At 73.6% G+C, this 20,682-nt stretch carries 20 protein-coding genes; 6 read left to right on the top strand and 14 right to left on the bottom strand.

From position 1 onward, the window contains the following. Positions 1-28: 28 nt before the first annotated feature. The 3 genes from kdpA to EV189_RS20895 form a co-directional block, all read right to left on the bottom strand. Positions 29-1,693: a potassium-transporting ATPase subunit KdpA gene (gene kdpA / locus EV189_RS01400; RefSeq protein ID WP_130491162.1), complete on the bottom strand. Its 1,665-nt coding sequence runs from the start codon at positions 1,691-1,693 to the stop codon at positions 29-31. Position 1,694: 1 nt separating this feature from the next. Then, a complete protein-coding gene (gene kdpF / locus EV189_RS01395) occupies positions 1,695-1,784 on the bottom strand; it encodes a K(+)-transporting ATPase subunit F (protein WP_130491161.1) in 90 nt (29 codons plus the stop codon). A 481-nt stretch (positions 1,785-2,265) separates the two neighbouring features. Further along, positions 2,266-4,956, bottom strand: a complete 2,691-nt coding sequence (locus tag EV189_RS20895; RefSeq protein WP_130491160.1) for a CHAT domain-containing protein — start codon at positions 4,954-4,956, stop codon at positions 2,266-2,268. Positions 4,957-5,092: 136 nt separating this feature from the next. Between EV189_RS20895 and EV189_RS01385 the strand changes: the two genes are divergently transcribed. Both EV189_RS01385 and EV189_RS01380 read left to right on the top strand, forming a co-directional pair. Then, on the top strand, positions 5,093-6,205 hold the full coding sequence (locus EV189_RS01385) for a S8 family peptidase (RefSeq protein ID WP_130491159.1): 1,113 nt from the start codon (positions 5,093-5,095) through the stop codon (positions 6,203-6,205). A gap of 23 nt (positions 6,206-6,228) precedes the next feature. After that, entirely contained in the window at positions 6,229-6,681 is a 453-nt protein-coding gene (locus EV189_RS01380) for a hypothetical protein (RefSeq protein WP_130491158.1), read from the top strand. Here the strand turns inward: EV189_RS01380 and EV189_RS01375 are convergent. Further along, positions 6,678-7,265: a GNAT family N-acetyltransferase gene (locus EV189_RS01375; protein ID WP_130491157.1), complete on the bottom strand. Its 588-nt coding sequence runs from the start codon at positions 7,263-7,265 to the stop codon at positions 6,678-6,680. The genes EV189_RS01380 and EV189_RS01375 overlap by 4 nt on opposite strands. A 9-nt stretch (positions 7,266-7,274) precedes the next feature. Continuing rightward, on the bottom strand, positions 7,275-9,254 hold the full coding sequence (locus tag EV189_RS01370) for a SpoIIE family protein phosphatase (protein ID WP_130491156.1): 1,980 nt from the start codon (positions 9,252-9,254) through the stop codon (positions 7,275-7,277). Between the two features lie 104 nt (positions 9,255-9,358). Here EV189_RS01370 and EV189_RS01365 point away from each other — a divergent pair, with 104 nt between their 5' ends. Genes EV189_RS01365 through EV189_RS01355 form a run of 3 tightly spaced genes read left to right on the top strand, consistent with a single transcriptional unit; the run spans position 9,359 to position 11,572 of the window. Continuing rightward, positions 9,359-10,762, top strand: coding sequence for an MFS transporter (locus tag EV189_RS01365; RefSeq protein WP_130491895.1), 1,404 nt, complete (start codon positions 9,359-9,361; stop codon positions 10,760-10,762). Further along, the gene (locus EV189_RS01360; protein ID WP_130491155.1) at positions 10,743-11,162 is read left to right on the top strand and encodes a MarR family winged helix-turn-helix transcriptional regulator; all 420 of its coding nucleotides are present in this window, start codon (positions 10,743-10,745) and stop codon (positions 11,160-11,162) included. Before EV189_RS01365 ends, EV189_RS01360 begins: the two co-directional genes overlap by 20 nt. Then, positions 11,159-11,572: a hypothetical protein gene (locus tag EV189_RS01355; protein WP_130491154.1), complete on the top strand. Its 414-nt coding sequence runs from the start codon at positions 11,159-11,161 to the stop codon at positions 11,570-11,572. The genes EV189_RS01360 and EV189_RS01355 overlap by 4 nt, the downstream gene beginning before the upstream one ends. A 78-nt stretch (positions 11,573-11,650) precedes the next feature. Here EV189_RS01355 and EV189_RS01350 read toward each other — a convergent pair whose 3' ends face one another. After that, on the bottom strand, positions 11,651-12,664 hold the full coding sequence (locus tag EV189_RS01350; RefSeq protein WP_130491894.1) for an LLM class flavin-dependent oxidoreductase: 1,014 nt from the start codon (positions 12,662-12,664) through the stop codon (positions 11,651-11,653). A gap of 490 nt (positions 12,665-13,154) precedes the next feature. On the opposite strand from EV189_RS01350, the gene EV189_RS01345 reads away from it, so the two are divergent. After that, on the top strand, positions 13,155-14,432 hold the full coding sequence (locus tag EV189_RS01345) for an HNH endonuclease signature motif containing protein (protein ID WP_130491153.1): 1,278 nt from the start codon (positions 13,155-13,157) through the stop codon (positions 14,430-14,432). A gap of 125 nt (positions 14,433-14,557) precedes the next feature. Here EV189_RS01345 and EV189_RS01340 read toward each other — a convergent pair whose 3' ends face one another. From EV189_RS01340 to EV189_RS01305, 8 genes are all read right to left on the bottom strand, one after another. Continuing rightward, positions 14,558-15,337: a type VI secretion system tube protein Hcp gene (locus EV189_RS01340; protein WP_130491152.1), complete on the bottom strand. Its 780-nt coding sequence runs from the start codon at positions 15,335-15,337 to the stop codon at positions 14,558-14,560. Positions 15,338-15,346: 9 nt separating this feature from the next. Further along, the gene (locus tag EV189_RS01335) at positions 15,347-15,832 is read right to left on the bottom strand and encodes a DnaJ family domain-containing protein (RefSeq protein ID WP_130491151.1); all 486 of its coding nucleotides are present in this window, start codon (positions 15,830-15,832) and stop codon (positions 15,347-15,349) included. Beyond that, entirely contained in the window at positions 15,832-16,674 is an 843-nt protein-coding gene (locus EV189_RS01330; RefSeq protein ID WP_231115959.1) for an ABC transporter permease, read from the bottom strand. Before EV189_RS01330 ends, EV189_RS01335 begins: the two co-directional genes overlap by 1 nt. Then, positions 16,667-17,458, bottom strand: a complete 792-nt coding sequence (locus EV189_RS01325) for an ABC transporter permease (RefSeq protein WP_130491150.1) — start codon at positions 17,456-17,458, stop codon at positions 16,667-16,669. Before EV189_RS01325 ends, EV189_RS01330 begins: the two co-directional genes overlap by 8 nt. Beyond that, positions 17,455-18,483 carry an ABC transporter ATP-binding protein gene (locus EV189_RS01320; RefSeq protein WP_130491149.1) on the bottom strand — a complete coding sequence of 343 codons (1,029 nt, stop codon included), beginning with the start codon at positions 18,481-18,483 and terminating at the stop codon, positions 17,455-17,457. The genes EV189_RS01325 and EV189_RS01320 overlap by 4 nt, the downstream gene beginning before the upstream one ends. Positions 18,484-18,531: 48 nt before the next feature. Further along, positions 18,532-19,395: a PrsW family intramembrane metalloprotease gene (locus tag EV189_RS01315; protein WP_130491148.1), complete on the bottom strand. Its 864-nt coding sequence runs from the start codon at positions 19,393-19,395 to the stop codon at positions 18,532-18,534. Positions 19,396-19,465: 70 nt separating this feature from the next. Beyond that, positions 19,466-20,095 carry an MSMEG_1061 family FMN-dependent PPOX-type flavoprotein gene (locus EV189_RS01310; RefSeq protein ID WP_130491147.1) on the bottom strand — a complete coding sequence of 210 codons (630 nt, stop codon included), beginning with the start codon at positions 20,093-20,095 and terminating at the stop codon, positions 19,466-19,468. 25 nt (positions 20,096-20,120) lie between these two features. Beyond that, on the bottom strand, positions 20,121-20,630 hold the full coding sequence (locus EV189_RS01305) for a DUF3291 domain-containing protein (protein WP_130491146.1): 510 nt from the start codon (positions 20,628-20,630) through the stop codon (positions 20,121-20,123). Positions 20,631-20,682: the final 52 nt, after the last annotated feature.

Genomic DNA, 20,682 nt, shown 5'->3' with positions numbered 1-20,682 from the left:
GACGACCGGTCCTTGGAGGAGTGGGTGGTCACCGGTGGAGTCCCTCGGCGAGCGGGCCGAGGGCCAGGGCCGGGAGGTAGGTGAGTCCGGTGACGATGACGATGGTCCCGCCGAGCAGCGCGACGAACAGCGGACGGTGCGTCGGCAGCGTCCCCTCCGTCGCGGGGACGGGGACCTGCCGGGCGAGGGAACCCGCGAGGGCCAGCACGAAGACGATCGGCAGGAACCGGCCCGCGAGCATCGCGATGCCGAGCGCGGTGTTGTAGAAGTGCGTGTTGACGCTGATGCCGCCGAACGCGCTGCCGTTGTTGTTGGCCGCGGAGGTGAAGGCGTAGAGCACTTCCGACAGCCCGTGCGCTCCCGGGTTGAGGATCGAGCCGCGCGGACCTGTGAGGGCCAGGGCGAGCCCGGTGCCGATGAGCGCGACCGCGGGTGTCACGAGGATGTAGAGCGACGCGAGCTTCATCTCGCGCGGGGCGAGCTTCTTGCCGAGGTACTCCGGGGTGCGGCCCACCATCAGCCCGGCGAGGAAGACCGCGACGATCGCGAGCACGAGGATGCCGTAGAGGCCAGAACCCGTGCCTCCGGGCGTGATCTCGCCCAGCTGCATGTCGAACAGCGTGATGCCGCCGCCCAATGACGTGAACGAGTCGTGGAACGAGTCGACCGCGCCGGTGGAGGTCATCGTCGTGCTGACCGCGAAGAGCGACGAAGCGCCGACGCCGAAGCGGGTCTCCTTGCCCTCCATGCTCGCGCCGACCGCACTCGGCACCGCGCCGTGGTGCATCGACTCCACCGTGAACATCGCCGCGACGGCGACGAGCCAGATGGCGCCCATGGTCGCGACCACGGCGTACCCCTGGCGGAGGTCGCCGACGAGTCGGCCGAAGGTGCGCGGCAGGCTGAACGGGATCACCAGCAGCAGCAGGATCTCGAACCAGTTGCTGAAGGCCGTCGGGTTCTCGAAGGGGTGGGCGGAGTTCGCGTTGTAGAAGCCGCCGCCGTTGGTGCCGAGCTCCTTGATGGCCTCCTGCGACGCGACCGGCCCGCCGGGGACGGCCTGCGTCGCTCCTGCCAGGGTGTGGGCTTCGGTGAAGCCGTGGAGGTTCTGCACCGCGCCGAGCGCGACGAGCACGACCGCGGCGACCAGCGAGAGGGGCAGCAGGATGCGCAGGCAGGTGCGGGTGAGGTCGACCCAGAAGTTGCCCAGCCGGTCCGTACGCGACCGGGCGAAGCCGCGGATGAGCGCGACGGCGACGGCCATGCCCACCGCAGCCGAGACGAAGTTCTGCACGGCCAGGCCGGCCATCTGCGTGAGGTGGCCCATCGCGGCCTCACCGGAGTACGACTGCCAGTTCGTGTTCGTCACGAACGACGCGGCGGTATCGAACGCCTGGTCCGGGGTGATGGCAGCGAAGCCCAGCGAGAGCGGGAGGTGCTCCTGGACGCGCTGGAGCAGGTAGAGCGCGAGCACGCTGACGGCCGAGAAGGCAAGCAGGGCACGCAGGTACACCGGCCAGCGCTGCTCGCCGTCGGGGTCCACGCCGACGAGGCGGTAGACGCCGCGCTCGAGGCGCAGGTGTCGCGGCGAGGAGTAGACCCGGGCCATGTAGTCGCCGAGGGGCCGGTGCGCCAGGGCCAGCACGAGCACGAGCGAGCCCGCGGTGAGGAGGAAGGGGACCGTCTCGCTCATCTCAGAACCGTTCGGGGAAGAGCAGGGCGACCACGAGGTACGCGACCAGCCCGACGGCGACGACGAGCCCGACGGTGTCGGCGACGGTCACAGCCGCTCGACCCCCCGCACGAGCAGGCCGCACACCGCGAAGAACGCGAGGACGGCGAGGACGAACACAGCATCAGCCACGGCTGCTCCTGCTGGACGACGGTGCCGGACGGTCCGACAGGACCAGCGAACCCCCGGCTCAGTGGCAGAGCGCCGTCCTTGACGCATCCTTGACGGCCGGCTCCGCGTTCTTGACGCGTTCCTGACAGCGGGGAGGCGGAGCGGAGCGTGGCGCCCTCCCCCCAGCTCGTGATCATGCAGATCCTGGGCCCCCACGATGTGCATGATCACGGGGAGGGGTGGAGGAGGGCGTCGGGGAGGGGGTGGGCGCCGGCGGTCGCGCCACCCTGGTGAGCGGGCGACCGCACGGGGTGGGCCTGGTCGGGGCTCGCGCCCCCGCGCACTGCCGTGATCATGCAGATCTCGGGGGCCCCAGGACGTGCATGATCACGGGGGTTGGTCGCGTCGGTGGGGCGGTGCGGCTACGAGATGCGCTGCAGCGCAGGCGCTCCTGCTTCCGGGCTCACGCGTTGTGCCGGCAGTGCAGCGACATCGGCGCCGAGGCAGACGAGCCCGAGCGCGGCGGCGATCTCCGCCGCGTCTCCACGGGCGAGCGCGTCGCGCTGGACGGTCGCGAGGGCGTTCGCGGGCGAGACCCCCGCCCGCAGCAGCTGGTGCAGGGCCACCATGAGCGGGGCGACTGCGCTGTCGACGACCGGGACGAGCGCCGCGATGAGCGTGCCCGTCCCCATGCCGAGGAACGCCGCAGCGAGGCCGAGGACCTCGTCGCCGAGGCACACCCAGGCTCGGGCGGCGTCGCAGGCCGCGAGCACGACGAGGCCGGGCGCGCTGTGCAGCGCCTCGAGGTCGTAGACCGTGAGCGGGCCGTCCGCGAGGCGCAGGTGCGAGAAGAGCGCGTTGTCGCCGCGGAAGGTCCCGTGCGCCGCGACGTGCAGGGTGCCCGAGCTCAGCAGGGCCTCGCTGACGGACGCGACGGAGGCCTCGGCGCCCGTGAGCAGCCGCGCCCCTGGGTGCAGCGCGGCCACCTGCCGCGCCTCGTCCTCCGCGCCCGGCAGGCCGGGTCCGGCGACGACCGTCACCCCGCCGGTACGCGGTGGCCGCAGCGCCGCCCGGAACCACAGCGCCGCGGACGGCGAGACCGTGAGCGGGCGCCCGAGGCACGAGGGGAGCAGCGCCCACGGCAGGCAGTGCAGCGCAGCGCTCGGGACGACGACGAGCGGGCGGTCCCCGACCTGGCCGGCGAGGGGCGCCACGAGCAGCGCGTCGAGCCGCGCCCCGACGTCGGCGAGCAGCGCGCGGGCGGCGTCGTTGGCCCGCTCGGACGCCGAGCGGCGGGTCAGCCGCTGGAGGGCGAGCGGGACGTGGGCGAGCAGGTCGAGGACGGGCTGCACCGGGCCGAGCGCGGTCAGCCGTGCCCGGCCGCCGACCACCGTGACGGCGTGCAGCTCGCCGCGGGACTCGACGTACTCCACCAGCGCACGCTCGCCCAGCGCGCTGGCGAGGTCCGAGACCGACGGGTGCTGCACCGCGACCGCCGATCCCGGCACCAGCCGGGCGCGGTCGCGGACCTCGCGCTCCAATGCGGCCTGGCGCCGCTGCAGCGCGGCCAGGTCGGTCCCCGCCTCACGCGCCTCCTCCAGCTCCGCGACGGCGGCACGCAGCTCGACCAGGCGCGCGGCGAGGACGTCATCCGCGGGCGGGCGCAGTGGGCGGGTGAGCAGCGCGGTCGCGCGTCCGCGCTCGGCCCAGCGCAGCACCTCGCGCGCACGGCCGGCGTCGAGGCAGAGGGCCAGGCCCAGGTCGACGAGCTCGGCCCGGTGCGACGAGACCGAGCTGCGCAGGTCGGCCGCCCCCATCGTCGCCTGGTGCTCCTCCACGAGGGCCACCCCGGCGCGCAGCGCGGCGAGCGCGGCCGCGGGTCGGCCGTCGGCGAGGCGGAGCAGCGCCTCGACGTGCCAGGCGCGGGCGCGCAGGTCGACCGGGCCCGTACGCCGGACGCCCCCGGGAGCGCGCAGCAGCGCCCGGGCGTGCTTCGCATCGCCCTTCTCCAGCGCGACGCGCGCCGCCAGCAGCCGGGTGTCGAGGGCCGGGACGCGCCACCCGGCGCCGTCGAGCCGGTCGGCGATGCCACCGAGGACGTACGCCGACACCCGGCCGCCCGCGGCGAGCCGGCAGCGCAGCTGGAGCTGCTGGGCGACCGCCTCCCACTCCGGCCGCTGCTGGCGCCGGAAGGCGGCGGCGGCTCCGGCGGCGGCGCGCTGGGCGGCGGGGAGGTCGCCGCTGCGCAGGCAGGCCTCGGCGAGGAGGAGCTGGGCCTGGGCACGGGAACCCGACCAGCGCGAGCGGGCGAGCCCGGCGACCGCGCGCTCCGCGACGTGGCGCGCCTCCTCGGCCACGCCCACGGCCAGGAGGAGTTCAGCCCGGTCGAGCAGGACGGTGCTGGCGTCGGCGCCGAGCGCCACGTGGGCGTCCTCCGCCTCCTCCAGCCGGCGCAGGGCCTGCGGGACGTCGCCGGCTCGCGCATGGAGGAAGGCGAGGTTCTCCAGGGCGAAGGCGAGCTGGAGGTCGAGCCCGTGCTCCCGGCAGATGGCCACGGCCGACACCAGGTCCAGCTCAGCGGCGTGGAGGTCCCCGCGGTAGACGTGCAGCAGCCCGCGGTTGCAGAGGACGCGCTGGACCCAGACCCAGTCCTCGTGCAGGCGCAGGACGGGCAGAGCGGCCGCGTAGTCCTCGAGGGCCCGGTCCAGCACGTCGAACTGGTGGTGGATGCCGCCCCGCTGCGCCAGCGCCTGCGACCGGTCGTGCCCGGTGAGCGCAGCGAGCGCCTGCTCGACGAGGGAGAGCGAGCCGGTGGCGTCACCGCGCCGCGCGAGCACGAAGGCCAGGCTCATCTGCGCCTTCGCCGCGAGGTCCGGGCGCCCCGCCCGGGTCCCGTCGAGGCGGGCGCCCTCGAGCAGGCTGCCGGCCTCGGTGAGCTCGCCCGTCTGCATCGCCGCGACCCCTGCGGCCCGGCCTGCGACGGACGAGGCCGCCAGCTCGCCGGCCCTCCGGCTGCGGGCGACGAGCTCGCGCGCGGCGCGCCCTGCCCCCTGAGGGTCGCGATCGAGCCGCGCCAGCAGTTCCTCGGCCTGCGGCAGGAGGGTGCCGTCCACGGCGACCTCCCTGCGAGAACGGCTTCCGAGACGCCTTCCTAGACGGTTGTATCAGAACCGGGGGCTCGCTGCTCCGAGTCTCGACAGGCCTGATCCCGCATCCCCGCGGCGTCCCGCGGGTGGAAAGGAGAGCACCATGCCCGCTGGCGCCCCCCCTCTCGACGCAACCCCCGACCAGGTGGTCGTGGCGACCGGGCACGTCGCCGCCGTGACCGCCGCTCTCGAGGCGATAGGTGCGCCGGCGGGCAGGACCGAGGACGCCCCCGAGCTCGGTCTCACCCTCGTCGACCTCGAGCGCGTCCAGGTCGACGCCCTCGGCGGCCTCGATGCCGTGCTCCAGGCCCTCTACGCGCGCTTCGACGAGCAGTACGGCTGGGTGCCGACGATCGGCAAGAACCGCGTCCTCGAGCGCGTCATCGCGCACCACAAGGTGGGGGGCGGGGACGAGGGCGACCCCGTGGTGGTGGCAGCGTCCACGTGGCCCAGCGGCGCAGTCGGCGCAGGGGTGCGGGTCGCCGTCGGCGACACCGGGATCGTGCCGGCCCCCGTGCTCGCGGGCCGCTTCCTCGCGGGCGAGGGGAGCCTGCTCGCGACGGCCCCGGAGGATCTCGACGCCGCGGCGGGGCACGCCACCTTCGTCGCCGGCCTCGTGCTGCGCGAGGCGCCGGGCGCCGACCTCCGCGTCCACCGCGTCCTGGGCGACGACGGGACGGCCGACAGCTGGACGGTCGCGCGCGAGATCGTGCGCCTGGGCCGTACCGGCGTCGACGTCCTCAACCTCTCGCTCGGCTGCTTCACCGACGACGGCCGCCCCCCGCTGGTCCTCGCGACCGCGGTCGACCGGCTGCCCCCGCACGTGCTGGTGGTCGCGGCCGCCGGCAACCACGCCGAGCAGTTCCCCAAGCGGCCCATGTGGCCGGCCGCGCTCGACGACGTCGTGGCGGTCGGGGCCGTCGACTCCGACGGGCAGTCGGCGCCCTTCAGCCCCGACCCGGCCCTGAACCCCTGGGTCGACGTGCTCGCGCCGGGCGTGGACCTGCTGAGCACGTACCTCTCGGGCGCGGTGCGCACCAGCGGCGGTGAGGCGGAGTTCGACGGGTTCGCCCGCTGGAGCGGGACCTCGTTCGCTGCCGCGCTCGTGACCGGACGCATCGCCGCGGCGGTCGGGGAGCACGAGTCGCCGGCCGACGCGTACCGTCGGCTGGTGGCCGGGGCGCCCACGCGCGCCGGCGTCGCGTGGCTCGGGTAGACGGGAGCGGGACCGTGGAAGCGATGCGGTGGTCGGAGGACGACGACGAGCTGGTGGCGCAGCTGCGCGCCGTCGTCAGCACGCCGGAGCCCGTGCCCGATGACGTCGTGACCGCTGCCAAGGGGGTCTTCACCTGGCGGACGATCGACGCGGAGCTCGCCGCGCTGACCTACGACTCCGTGGTCGACGAGGCGCTGGCGGGGGTCCGCTCGGAGACCGCGCAGGTACGCACGCTCACCTTCGAGGGCGGCTCGCTCGTCATCGAGCTCAGCGTGGTCGACGGCGGCCTGACCGGCCAGGTCTACCCCGCGCGGCAGGGCAGCGTGACGGTGCGCCGGCTCGACGAGGAGCCCGTCGAGGTCGCGCTGGACGAGCTGGGGTGCTTCCGCGTCGAGCCGCGGCCGACCGGGCTGTTCAGCCTGCAGGTGCTGGCGGCCGACGGCGTCGACGTGGTGACGGACTGGGTGTCGATCTAGCGGCTCAGCCGGGCGAGCAGCCCGTTGCGCACGGCGGGCCACTCGTGCTGCAGCACGGAGAACACCACCGTGTCGCGCAGGCTGCCGTCCGGCATGATCCGGTGGCTGCGGAGCACGCCGTCCTGCTTCGCGCCGAGCCGGGCGATCGCGGCGCGCGACTGCTCGTTCATCCAGTGGGTGCGCAGCTCCACGGCGATGCAGTCCCACGCCTCGAACGCGTTGCCCAGCAGCAGGTACTTCGCCTCGGCGTTGATGCCGGTGCCCTGCGTGGAGCGGGCGAGCCACGTGCTGCCGATCTCCAGCCGGCGGTTCGGCCGGTCGGCGTTGAGGTACGTCGTCTGCCCCACGACCTCGCCGGTGTCCCTGCGGCGCTGGACGAACGGCAGCACCGCGCCCGCGGACTGCTTGGCCAGCAGGTCTTCCACGGCGGCGCGCATCTGGTCGGGGGCGGGCACCGCGGCGTACCAGAGCCTCCAGAGCTCGCCGTCGCGGACCGCAGCGGCGAGCTCGTCGACGACCTCGAGCGTCATCGGCTCGAGCACGACGCGCTCGCCCTGCAGGGTCACCGGGTCGAGGAAGGCCATGCGCGCAGGCTAGCTGCGGGCGCTGAGCTCGGCCCAGACGACCTTGCCGCCATCGGTCGGGCGCCACCCCCAGCGCTCGGTCAGCAGCGCGATGAGCTCGAGCCCGCGCCCGCCCTCGTCCTGCTCGGCGGCGTAGCGGCGCATGGGCAGGTGGCCGCTGCCGTCCTCGACCTCGATGACGGCGCGCCGCGGGGAGACGCGTACGCGGAGGGCGGGGTCGCCGCGCCCGTGGCGTACGGCGTTGGTGACGAGCTCGCTCGCGACGAGGGTCAGCGAGTCCACGAGCCCGCCCTCGAGCTCCCCCTGCGCCGCCCGCTCGCGCACCCACGCACGGGCGTCCGCGACGACCTCGGGGTCGCGCCGCAGCCGCAGCCACTCCGCGGGTCGGGCTGCCGCGCCGAGCGGGCGGACGAGCAGCAGCGCGGCGTCGTCGACGGAGTCCGGGTCCAGCAGGTCGGCGACGAGCGCGTCCGCCGCCTGCTCCAGCGGCCGGTCGGCGACCGCGGCCAGGACCTCCTGCATCCGCTCGAGGCCGTCGGACGCATCACGGTCGCGCCGCTCGACGAGCCCGTCGGTGCAGAGGGCCACGCACGCGCCCGGGGGCAGTACCGCGACCTGCTCGACGTAGCCGCCGGCCCCGACGCCGAGGGGCGGCCCGGGGACCAGGGGAGCGAGTGCGCTCCCGCTGGGGCCTGCGATCACGGGTGGGAGGTGGCCCGCGCTCGCGACCGAGAGGGTGCGGTCCGCGGGGTCGAAGACGGCGTACGCGCAGGTGACGAAGCGCCCCTCGGCGACGTCCGCGACGACCGCGTCGAGGGAGGCGAGCACCTGCGCGGGCGGCAGGTCGAGCCGGGCGTAGGCCCGCAGCGCGGCGCGGACCTGGCCCATCGTCGCCGCCGCTCCGACACCCCGGCCCATGACGTCGCCCATGACGAGGCCCAGGCGACCGGCGCCGAGCTGCACCACGTCGTACCAGTCGCCGCCGACCTGCGTGCCCTCGGCTCCGGGGACGTAGCGCACCGCGACCTCGAGGTCCGGCACCGCGACGACGTCGGGGAGCAGCGAGCGCTGCAGGGTCGCCGCGATCGTCCGCTCGCGACTGCTCAGCCGCGCCCGGTCGAGGGCCTGCGCGCAGAGCCCGGCGAGCGTCAGCATGAATTCGCGCTCGTCCGCCTCGAAGCGCTGCTCCTCGGCGAACAGCACGATGATGGAGCCGATGACGCGCTGCTCGACCAGCAGGGGCAGGGCGACGAGCGCCTTGGTGCGCTCATCGACGTCGCGCTCCAGGTGCGGGTGGCGCGTGAGCAGCTCGGCGCGCGTGGGGTAGAGCAGGGGCTCTCCCGTCCGCGCGCTGATCATCATCGGGACGTCGACGTCGAGGGGGTGCAGCCCGGTCCAGCGCTCCTCCACCCCGTCGCCGAACTCCCGCAGCTCCAGGACGTCGAGGTGGCGGCCGTCCTCGGTGACGAAGCCCACGCCACCGCCGTAGCCGCCGAGCAGGCCGAAGCCGCGCACGAGCACGACGTCGATGACCTCGGGCAGCGTCTGCGCGCGGGACAGCTCGGCGACGACGTCGAGCAGTCGCTCCGCCCGCTGGCCCGAGCGCTCCCGGCTGACGACGAGCTCGGCCCGCTCCTGCTCGACGGCCTGCTCGAGGTCGATGCTGCGGAACCACACGACCAGACGGTCGTGCAGGGGGACGGCGCGGGCGCGGAACCAGCCCTCCAGCGGGCCGTACCAGAGCCGGAGCTCCTGCGGCTCGCCCGTCGCGAGCGCCTGCTGGTACGCGGTCCACACGACCGTGTCGCGGCCCTCGGGGTAGAGCTCGAAGAGGCGCTCGCCGAGCAGGTCGCTGACCGGGCGCTGGAGCAGTCGTGCGGCGGTCTCGTTGCACCACTCGAAGGTGAAGTCGCGGTCGAAGACGCACAGGCCCTCGTCATGCCCGACCAGGACGGTCTCGAGCAGCGCGGGGTCGAGCTCGCCGATCACCCGCGCAGCCTAGGGGCAGCGCGGACGGGCCGCCGCTCCGGCTTGCGCCCGAGCCGTTGTGGGGTCACAATCGTTGTGTGAGCACAACCGAGCCGAACCGCTGGATGGTCCTCGCCGTCTGCTGCATGAGCCTGCTGCTCGTCAGCCTGGACGTGACCATCGTCAACATCGCGCTGCCCGCGATCCGCACGGACCTCTACGCCTCCCTCAGCGGGCTGCAGTGGACGGTGGACGCGTACACCCTCGTGCTCGCGATGCTGCTCATGCTCTCCGGCTCCCTCGGGGACCGGCTCGGCCGGCGGCGCGTCTTCCGCGTCGGGCTCGTGCTCTTCACGCTCGGCTCGCTGCTCTGCAGCATCGCCCCGGGGCTCGGCTGGCTCGTCGCCTTCCGCATGCTGCAGGCGGTCGGTGGCTCGATGCTCAACCCGGTGGCGATGGCCATCCTCGTCAACACCTTCCGCGACCCTGCGGAGCGGGCCCGCGCCATCGGCGTGTGGGGCGCCGTCGTCGGCGTGAGCATGTCCCTCGGCCCCATCGTGGGTGGCGTCCTCGTCGACGGGCTCGGCTGGCGCTCGATCTTCTGGGTCAACGTGCCGATCGGGATCCTCGCGCTCGTGCTCACGGGTCGCGTGGTGCCCGAGTCCCGCGCTCCCCGGGCCCGCGCGGTGGATCCTGCGGGGCAGGCGCTCGTCGTGGTGCTGCTGGGATCCTTGACGTACGCGATCATCGAGGCACCCGACCGCGGCTGGCTCTCGCTCTCCACCGTCGTGCTGTACGCCGTGGCCGCCGCCGCCCTCGTCGCGCTGCTCGCCGTCGAGCTGCGCCGCCGCGAACCCCTGGTGGAGCTGCGGTTCTTCCGCTCGGTGCCGTTCAGCGCTGCGACGCTGACGGCCGTCGCCGCCTTCGCGGCACTCGGGACCTTCCTCTTCGTCAACACGCTCTACCTCCAGCAGGTGAGGCACTTCTCGCCCGTCGAGGCGGGGCTGCGGACGCTGCCGATGGCCGTGCTCGCAGGGATCACCGCGCCGCTCTCGGGGCGGCTCGTCGCGACGCGCGGCGCCCGGGTGCCCCTCGTGCTCGCCGGGATCGCCACGGCAGCTGGTGCTCTGCTGCTCGTGCGGGTCTCGACGACGACGCCGCAGGCGCAGCTGTTCGCGGCGTACGCGCTGATCGGGCTGGGGTTCGGCCTCGTCAACGCGCCGATCACCAACACGGCGACGTCGGGCATGCCCCGGGCGCAGGCCGGCGTCGCGGCAGCCGTCGCCTCCACGAGCCGGCAGGTCGGTGCCTCGCTCGGCGTCGCGGTCAGCGGCTCGCTGGTGGCAGGCACCGAGGGCGCGCGCTTCGCCTCGGCCAGCCACGTGGTCTGGATCCTCGTCGCCGGGTGCGGCATCGTGGTCGTCGCGCTCGGGCTGCTCGCGACCGGGGCCCGCGCGCTGGGCACCGCGGAGCGCACGCGCGCGCTGTTCGAGCAGGAGGGAGCCGCCCGTGAGCTCGCCGACGCCTGAGCAGGTCTGGGCCGAGCTGCAGGGCTTCGTCGAGGCCCACGCCGTGCGCAAGCGGCTGCGCGAGCGGCTCGGCACCGCGATGGGGACCGGTGGCGGCAAGGTGAAGCTCCTGCTGCTGCTGGAGTCCAGCGCCCTGAGCCACGGAGAGGTCGCGGAGGCGCTCGGCGTCGACCGGCCGTACACGACCGTCCTCGTCAACGCGCTCGAGGAGCAGGGCCTCGTCGAGCGGCGTACGGACTCCGACGACCGGCGCCGCAAGCTCGTCGCGCTGACCGAGCAGGGGCGCCGGACCGTCTCCGACGCCCGCGAGGTGATCGACACGCCGCCCGCCGCGCTGGACAGGCTGTCCCCGGCAGAACTCACGTCGCTGTCGAAGATCCTGGCCAAGCTGCACGGATGAGCCTCTCCAGCTCCGAGGCCCTGCTCGCCGCCAGCGCGCTGCACGCGGGGTTCCAGCTGGTCGTCACCGGTGTCGTCTACCCGGCGCTGGCCGAGGTGCCCCCGGAGCGCTTCGCCGCGGCGCACGAGCGGCACTCCCGCCGCATCACCGCCGTCGTCGCGCCCGTCTACCTCCTGCTCGCCGCCGCGTGCCTGTGGGTGATCGTCGGTGGCCCGTACTCGCCGGGGGCGTGGGTCTCCGTCGTCGCTGCGGCCGGAGCGGCTGGCACGACGGCACTCCTCGCCGCCCCCGCGCACAGTCGGCTCGGTCGCGACGGCCGCTCGGACGGCCTGGTGCGCCGCCTGCTCGCGGTGGACCGGGTCCGCTGCGCGTTCGCAGTGCTGGGGGCGCTGGCCGCGCTCCTGCTCTAGCCGCTCGCCTCGCCCGACACCCTTCCCGTGATCATGCACATCCTGGGCGTCGGCGGACCGCTGGGCCGCGCTGTTCGTCTAGCCGCGGACCAGCGGGGCGACCTCGGTGCCGAGCCGCTCGATCGCGCGGAGCACTTTCGCGTGCGGCAGCGTGCCCACGCTGATGTGCAGCATGAAGCGCTCGATGCCGATGGTCTCCTTCATCAGCAGGATCTTCTCCGCCACCTGCTGCGGGGAGCCGATGACGAGCGAGCCCTCGGGCCCCGCCATCTGCCGGTACGCCGCCGGCGTCATCGCCCCCCACCCGCGCTCGGCGCCGAGGCGGGTCATGGCCACGGCGTACGACGGGTAGAAGTCGACCTCCGCCTCGGCGCTGGAGCCGGCGACGTAGCCGTGCGCGTGCACCGCGACCGGCTGCGGCGCGAACCCGCCCTGCTCCACGGCCTTGCGGTGCAGGTCGGCGAGCGGGCCGAAGCGCCGCGGCTGGCCGCCGATGATGGCGAGGGCCATGGGCAGGCCGCGGAGCCCGGCGCGGACGACCGACTCCGGGTTGCCGCCCACGGCGACCCACACGGGCAGCGGCCGACCGGGGCGCGGGTAGACCGCCTGGTCGTGCAGCGCCGGACGGAATCGGCCGGACCACGTGACGCGCTCGGAGTCCCGCAGCGCCAGCAGCAGGTCGAGCTTCTCGGCGAACAGGTCGTCGTAGTCCTTGAGGTCGTAGCCGAACAGCGGGAACGACTCGATGAACGACCCGCGCCCGGCCATGAGCTCGGCCCACCCCTGCGAGAGCAGGTCGAGGGTCGCGAAGTCCTGGAAGGCGCGTACGGGGTCGGTGGAGCTGAGCACCGTGACCGCGCTCGTCAACCGGATCCGCTGCGTGCGCGAGGCGATCGCTGCGAGCGCGACCGCGGGCGCGGAAGCCCCGAAGTCCACCCGGTGGTGCTCGCCCACGCCGTAGACGTCGAGCCCGACCTGCTCGGCCAGCTCGGCCTCCGCGACGACCTGGCGCAGCCGCTCACCGGGGGAGACCGTCTCGCCCGTCTCCGGGTCCGGGTAGGTCTCCGCGAACGTCGTGAGGCCGATCTCCACCGTGCTGCTCCTCGTCCTGCTCTGCGTGGTCGTCGTCATGCGTCGTCGTCAGGTGCTCCGGACGCCCCGACGTGAACGCTCCCACGAGCCGCCGTCATCCCGCCCGGCTGAGCCGACATGAGAGCCCGCGGCCGAGGGGTGCAGGAACCCCTTCCCCGTGATCATGCACGTCTTGGGGGTGGAGCCTGGTGCGTTCCTTGTGGCCCGTACGAGCCAGCCCGCCGAGCGATCGGCCAGTGCGATCCCCGCTGGAGCCGATCGACGCCCTGCTCGATCACGGGAGCAAGCTGCCGCGAGATGCGGGAGACGGCAGTGACGAGAGGTGCGCCCCGTCGACTGCACCGCGGCCATGCCGTTCCACCAAGACGTGCATGATCACGGGGAGGAGGGGACTCGACGCGCCACTCCTCGAGCGTCCCACTCTGCCGATTCTCCTGCACAGCAGCACTCTCCTCTTTTCCCGCGAACTCCCCTCGGATAGACTTCGAACATGTGTTCGAGCAGCAGGGAGTTGGTGGACCGGGCCCGTGCCTGCCTCACCGAGCTCGCTGCGCTCGACCTTGCGGAGGTGCCCGCGGCGGAGCTGGGGCCGCTGCTGAAGGAGCTGCACGCGACCAGGTCGGTGCTCGACGCGGCGGACGCGAGAGTGCTGGAAGCGTTCGACTCTCGGCAGGCGTACCGCGCGGACTTCGCGGTGACGGCGGCGTCGTGGCTGCGGCACCACACCCGGGACTCGGAGGCCGATGCCCGAGCGCGGGTACGCGTCGCCCGCGCCCTCCGCTCGCTCCCACTCGCGGCATCAGCGCTGCAGGACGGCGAGGTGTCGTGGCAGCACGTGCGCCGGATCGCGCCCGTGGTCGGCTACCTGCAGGACACCCCGGCCGAGCTGCCGCGCCTGGAGAAGACACTCGTGGACTTCGCCCGGGACAACACCCCCGACGACCTCACCCGCCTCGTCCAAGCAGCGGCCGAGGCCGCCGGGGTGGGGGAGTCCGCGGCGGAGCGGGAGCAGCGCCGCCTCGCGCAACGCTCGTTCACCACGACGACGAGCCTGGACGGGTGGCGGCACGTGACGGGCCTGCTGGCCCCGGAGCTCGGGGACCTGCTCGAGCAGGTCCTCACCGGCCTCGCTACGCCGGTGCCGGGGATCGACGGTGCTCCCGACGACCGCACCGCGGCGCAGCGCCGGCACGACGCCCTCGCTGACGCGATCGGCCTGGTCGCGGACCTCGACACCGTGCCGGAGATCAACGGCTCCCGCCCGCGGCTCACCCTCGTCGCCGACATCGCCATGCTCCGCGGCGACGACCCCGCATGGGCTGCCCGCTCGCCGCTCGCGTCGGTCCTCACGCGATCGCTGGGTCCGCAGGCCCTGGAGCTGCTCACCTGCGACGCGGTCATCACCCCGCTGCTCACCAGCGAGCTCGGTGTCCCGCTCGCCGAGGGCCGCGCCAAGCGCTTCGCGACGAACGCGCAGCTGAGAGCGCTCAAGGCGAGGGACGGTGGGTGCATCGTCCCCGGCTGCGACCGGGTCCGCCTCGAAGCCCACCACGTGATCCCGTGGTCGAAGGGCGGGCTCTCCGACGTCGGCAGCTATGCGTTGTTCTGCAAGCGGCACCACCATCTGGCCCATGAGGACGGCTGGACCGTCGAACCCGACCCCGACCGACCCGGCCTCTTCCGGCTGAGACCACCCGACGACCGGCCACCCATCAAGGCGTGCCACACGATCGACCGCGACCCCGGCAGCACCACCCCCATCTGGTGATGGTCGGCAGAGCCGTGCCCAGGCAGGCCCCACCGGGACAGCGGCGTGGGCCGCCGCGGCGTGCAGGGTGAGCCGACCCCGCCGCTGCGTGCCGTCCGCGGCGTGAGCCGCCGCAGCGAGGAGGGTCAGCCAACCCCGCCGCTCCGCGCGTCGTACTCCACGCTCACGTCGCCCACCGTCTCCTTCACGATGCGGAAGGCGAGCGCCACTGTCTCCACGCCCTTCCCCGTCTTGTCCGAGGTGACCGAGTCCTGCATCACCTGGACGTCGCGCAGGTCGTAGCGCAGTGCGGGGGTGCCATCCACCGCGTACACGTTGATCGTCGCGGTCGGCACGTTGTGCCCGCTCACCAGGTCGGAGAAGAGCTTGGGGCTGCTCGTGTCGATGCGCTTGGTGAGCGTGAGGTTGGAGACCGTGACCCGGTGCGCGGTCGCACCACTGCCGGCCGACGTCGTCGCCGTGCCCAGCTCGCTGACCGACAGGAGCGTCGTCGGCGAGTCCTCGGCGTCGTTGATCCCCTGGAGGACCGCGTCCCCTGCGACGATGTCCGCCGGGACGCCACTACCGGCGGGCCCGGCCGGGCCCGACGGACCGGGAGCCCCTGACGGCCCAGGAGCACCCGACGGACCCGCCGGACCAGGAGCCCCCGACGGACCAGGAGCGCCGGAAGGACCAGCCGGGCCCGCAGGACCCTGCGCCCCCCAGGAGATCGCGTACTCGGAGTGCAGGCAGGTGGTGCCGGGCGGGACGATGCGGACGCGGCCGTTGCCGTTCCCCACGCAAGCGGCGTACGTCGTGGTGCCGCTGTCCGCGTGGGCGATCGTCACACCGGCGACGGAGGCCGTGGCGAGCACCACTGCTCCAGCGGCGAGGGCGGTCCGGCGACCGCGGAGGGGGAGCTGCATGGGGAGTCCTCAGGACGGCGCGGCCCGGTGCCGCGTACGACGGGAACGTCCCACTCCCACGTCGTCGACGACAGCAGCACGACCGGCTCCTGCCTCAACGGCAGACCGCCAGTGCGCGAGCACCTGCTCCACGTCGTACGGCGCGAGGTCCACCGGCGGCCCCTCCGACGGCGGTGTCGCGAGAGCGGCGCGGATGCGCGCGTTCACGCCGTCGACGATGCGGCGCACCTCCGCCTCGTCACGCGCGACGGGCACCTGTGCCATCGCATCCTCGACGTCCCTGCGCAGCGCCAGCGCCGGCGGCAGCAGCGAGAGGCACTCGCGCTGCATCTTCCGCTTCACCCACCACAGGTCGTCGTGCGGGCCGTCGAGCCCCTCGAGGGGCTTGCCGGCCCCGGGCAGGTCGTCGAACTCCCCGCGCTGCAGCGCTTCCCGGATGCGCTGCTCGACCAGCGACTCCACGACGCGGCGGGTCAGGCGGCGCTCCTCCACCATCAGGCTCCGCCCGCGCTCGCGTACCAGCGCACGCTGCGGTGCCACACCGCGGTCGCGAGCGCGAAGAGCCCGACCCCCACGACCGGGGAGAGGTACGCGAGCGTGGCCGGCACCGCCAGCCGCCCTTCCCGGTCCAGCAGCACGCTCGAGGGCAGGTACGCGATGAAGGCCACGGGGATGGCGTACGTCAGCACCCGCTGGGCTCCGGCGCTGAAGATCCCTTGCGGGTAGGTCGCGAGCGTCGTCACCGTGTCGTCGACGAACCAGCGGATGGCCCACGTGTCGACGACGCGGAAGGCCAGCGACGACGCGAGCACGCCGAAGGCGGCCTCGATGCACGCGCCTCCGACGACCGCCAGCACGCAGAACAGTGCCTGCACCAACGACCAGTCCACCGGCGCGATGACGGCAGCGGCACCGAACGTGATGATGCCGACGGAGAGGTCGCCGACCCACTCGAGCCCGCGCCGGGAGGTGATGGACAGCATGAGCGGGTTCCACGGCCGCAGCAGGATGCGGTCGAACTCGCCCGTGCGGACAGTCTCGTCGAGCATGACGTTGCCACCGACGATGACGAGCGACAGCGCGTGCGCGAGCAGCCTGATGCCGTAGAGGAATGCGACGCTCGACATCGTCCAACCACCGAGCGAGTCGAAGGCGTGCAGCACGACCCACAGCGACGCGAGACCGCTGCCCTGGTAGACGATCCCGACGAGCATCATGAGGAAGGTGTTCGCGCGGTACTGCAGTGCGCCACGCAGGGAGGCGCCGTGCAGGGCGACGTAGAGCCGGAGCCAGCGACGGATGCGGTTGCCGACAGGGGGATCGGCGACCTCAGCCACCCTGCGACACCACCCGGGAGAACGTCCGGCGCCACGCGAGCGCGAGGATCCCGGCGAGGACCGCGACCCAGACCGCGCCCAGCACGAGGTTGCCCAGCACTGCGGGGCCCGAGATGCGCCCGAGGTAGATCGACGCCGGCACGTAGCCGAGGAACGGGAACGGCGAGGCGTGCGCGACGGCACGCAGCCACCCGGGGAAGAACACCAGCGGCACAGCGGTTCCGGCGAGGAACGTCCCGACGAGGTGCGCGATCACGCCCATCCCCTGCGCTTCGGTCAACCAGAAGGCGCTGAGCCCGACGAGGACGCTGACCTGCGCGTAGATCGCCCAGGCGACGGCGAGCGCCACGGCGTACGCGACAGCTGCCCCCGCGGAGTGCGGGGCGGAGATCCCGCCGATCCAGAAGCCGAGAGGGGCGCCGAGCAGCATGAAGGCGAGGACCGCGAGCTGGCGGCCCCCGGACATCGCGACCATCTGCCCGACGTAGCCGTAGGGCCGGGAGACGTCGAAGACGACGTGGCCCGTACGGATCCGCAGGCCGATGAGGAAGTCCACCGACGACGGCATGAGCAGCCCCGCCTGCAGGTTCGTCAGCGTCAGGTAGACGATCGTCTCGCGCAGCGGGAGTCCGCCCACCTCGGCGCGCCCGCTGTAGACCGCGTGCCACACGCGGGTCAGCACGAGGACCTGCACGAGTGACAGCCCGACCATGACGAAGACCATCACGCGGTACTGCAGCAGGAGCTTCGCGCCGATGCGCACCATGGCGAGGTAGCCGCTCACGTCGCGACCTCGGAGGGGACCCGGCGCTCCGCGTACAGCTCGGTCATGACGGTCTCGAGGCTCGCGTCGACGACGCGCACGTCCCGCACCGGGTACGCGGCGGTGACCGCCGTGATGAGCGCGTGAACCGGTTCGTCCCGGCCGATGCGGAAGCGCCAGGCATCCCCGTCGCGGGTCCCGACCGCACCCCCGAGCTCCCAGACCTCACCGGGCAGCGCGGCCTTGGCGGACGAGGTGTCGGGCGTGACGAGCACCTCGCGGAAGGGCGCGTACCTCGCGATCAGGCCGTCCACGCTGCCGTCGTAGAGCACCGTGCCCCGGTCGATGAGCACGATCCGCCGGCAGAGCCGCTCGACGTCCTCGAGGTCGTGGGTCGTGAGCATCACGGTGGTGCGCGAGATCTCGTTGGCCTCGGCCACGAACTGCCGCACAGTCTGCTTCGCCAGCACGTCGAGTCCGACCGTCGGCTCGTCGAGGTAGAGGATCGGCGGCTCGTAGAGCAGCGCCGCCGCCAGGTCGCCGCGCATGCGCTGCCCCAGGGAGAGCTGTCGCACCGGGGTGTCGAGGAACGAGCCCATGTCGAGCAGGTCGACCAGCCGGTCGCGGTTGCGGCGGTAGCGCTCGTCCGGCACGTCGTAGAGCGCGGCCACCAGCCGGAGCGACTCCACGAGCGGCAGGTCCCACCAGAGCTGCGAGCGCTGCCCGAAGACCACGCCGACCTGGCGCGCGTTGCGCTCCCGGTCGCGCCACGGCACGACGGTCCCGAGGGGACCGTGCACCGCGACCGTCCCGGAGGTGGGAGTGAGGATCCCGGTCAGCAGCTTGATGGTCGTCGACTTGCCGGCGCCGTTGGGCCCGAGGTAGCCCACGACCTCGCCCTCGTCGACGTCGAAGCTCACCCCGGAGACAGCGCTCGTGCGCACGACTTCGCGCGTGACCAGGGTGCGCAGCGTGCCGAAGCGCCCCTCGACCCGCTTGGGCCGGACGAACTCCTTCGTGAGGTCGCGTACCTCGATCAGCGCCACGGGACGCCATCCAACGCGGAGGAGTCCCGTGACGGCAAGCGCGTTCCGTCAGGTACGCGCCGGCTCGCGCAGCCCGCGCCGGGCCTCGAGCGCCAGCAGGCCGAGGCTGACGGCGCCGACGCCGAGGTACCACCACCAGTCGGACCTGCTGTCCCACAGGCCGTGCAGGACGACGACGAGCGCGAAGGTGGCGACGAACCGCCACAGCGAGTAGCGCGGCTCGACGGGACGCCGGTAGAGCGCGGCACAGGCGAGGCCCGTCCATGCTGCGTGCCCCGCCGGCGAGAGCAGGCCGCGGAGGAGCAGGACCTGGTCGACCGCCCCGAGGTCGCCCTGCGTCTGGAGCAGCGCGGTGAAGGCGTAGCCCATGGTCTCGAGCGCGGCGAACGCCATGCCGACCGTGACCCCGACCATCAGCCCGTTGCTGCGGCCGGCGATGCGCGTGCCGAGCATGAGCAGCAGCAGCGGCACCACGAGCTTCGCGGACTCCTCGATGAGCCCGATGCCGAGCGTCGGCAGGACGCCGAGCTTGCGGACCGTGTCGTACTCGAACAGGCCGGCCGTGACCGTCCCCACGACCCCGCCGAACACCGCGGCCACCAGCAGGACCGGCAGCGACACCGACCACGTCGCGGACCGGCCGTGCACGAAGGTCACGAACGCGACGGGCACGACGAGCGCGCCGAGCAGGATCAGCGACGGGACGAAGTTGACGTTGCCGGTGTCGACGAGGGCGCGCTCGACGATGAGGTAGAGCAGCGCCCCGGCGGCGAGCGCGACCACCCAGGCGTGGCGGTGCAGCAGCGGCGAGGTGTCGCGGTGGCGGACGAGGGGGAAGCCCCGCGTACCAGGCCCGCGCAGTACCTCGAGGCGGTCGCCCTTCGTCAGGCGGTCGTGCAGCAGGCCGCTCATGCGGTCTCCTCCGGGAGTCGTGGCGTCAGGACCGGAGGGTGCCCCTGTTGCGTGATCGACTACCCCGCGCTCACCCGTACAGCCGGTCGGCGTAGGTCGGGCCGTAGTAGGCCTCGAGCTCGGCGAGCGGGGTGTCGGGCCGCTCCAGCGCCTTCGCGATGACGGGTCTGCTCGGTGCCGCTCCCGGCTGCCAGGACCCGGGCTCCCACGTACGGGACCGCAGGAAGGCCTTGGAGCAGTGGTAGAACACCTCGTCCACGTGGACGACGAGGGCGAGCGCCGGGCGGTTGCCGCGCACGACGAGGTCGTCGAAGAACGGCGCGTCGCGGAGGAGCTCCGCGCGGCCGTTGACGCGCAGCGAGTCACCGCGGCCGGGGATGACGAAGATCATGCCCACGTTCGGGTCCTGCAGGACGTTGCGGAAGCCGTCGACCCGCTTGTTGCCGGGCCGGTCGGGCAGCACGAGGGTCCGCTCGTCCAGCACGTGCGCGACGCCCGGCGGGTCGCCCTTGGGGCTCACGTCGACCGAGCCGTCGGCCGCGGTCGTGGCGAGCAGGCACAGCGGGGAGGCGGCCAGCCACGCCCTGTCGATCGGGTGCAGCGAGCGCCGGACCTTCTCCGCCACGCGGGGGACCGGCTCACCGACGACGGCGCGGAGCTCGGCCTCGTCGCGCACGCCCTGCCAGCCGCTGCGGTCCACGCGCCCCTCCTCGGTGGTCGAGCCCTCAGACCAGGCAGAGCCAGTCGTCGGAGCGCTGCGCTGGCAGAGCGACCCCCGGTGCGGGGAACGGCCGCTGGAACGTGAAGGCGACCGGAGACGGGCCGTCCGCGGCCAGCTCGGCGAGCCGCTCCTCGGCCTCCGCGACCGTCGGCACGTGCCCCTCGGGCACCCACCACAGGCAGGTGTAGACCTCGCGCAGCCGCTCGAACCACTCGCGCCGCCGGCGCATCACCTCGGCGTGCATGGTGCGGAAGACGAAGTCGCCGAGCTCGTCCAGCGACTCCCACACGCTCATGTTGACGATGAGCAGCTCGTCGCCGCGGAGCTTGAACTCCGTCGCGTCGCCCGCCTCGCCCTGCAGCCGCCAGACGAACCCCGGGGACGCGTCGGCGAGCGCGTTGACCGGCTCGAGCAGCTCCACGAACCCCGCGAGCTGCTCGGAGGTGAGCGGGGCAAGCGTGCGCCCGATGTTGACCTGGGCCAGGTGGTACGTCGGCACGCGGGCGTCGCTCATGGCCGGACGCTAGCGGCCGCGGGCCCGGGAGGCCAGGAGGTTTCGCCGGGGG

It is taken from the genome of Motilibacter rhizosphaerae, from assembly GCF_004216915.1.
Taxonomy (GTDB): Bacteria; Actinomycetota; Actinomycetes; order Motilibacterales; family Motilibacteraceae; genus Motilibacter; species Motilibacter rhizosphaerae.
The sequence above is the reverse complement of the archived record's forward strand: the minus strand, read 5'-3'. Positions and strand labels throughout refer to the sequence as shown.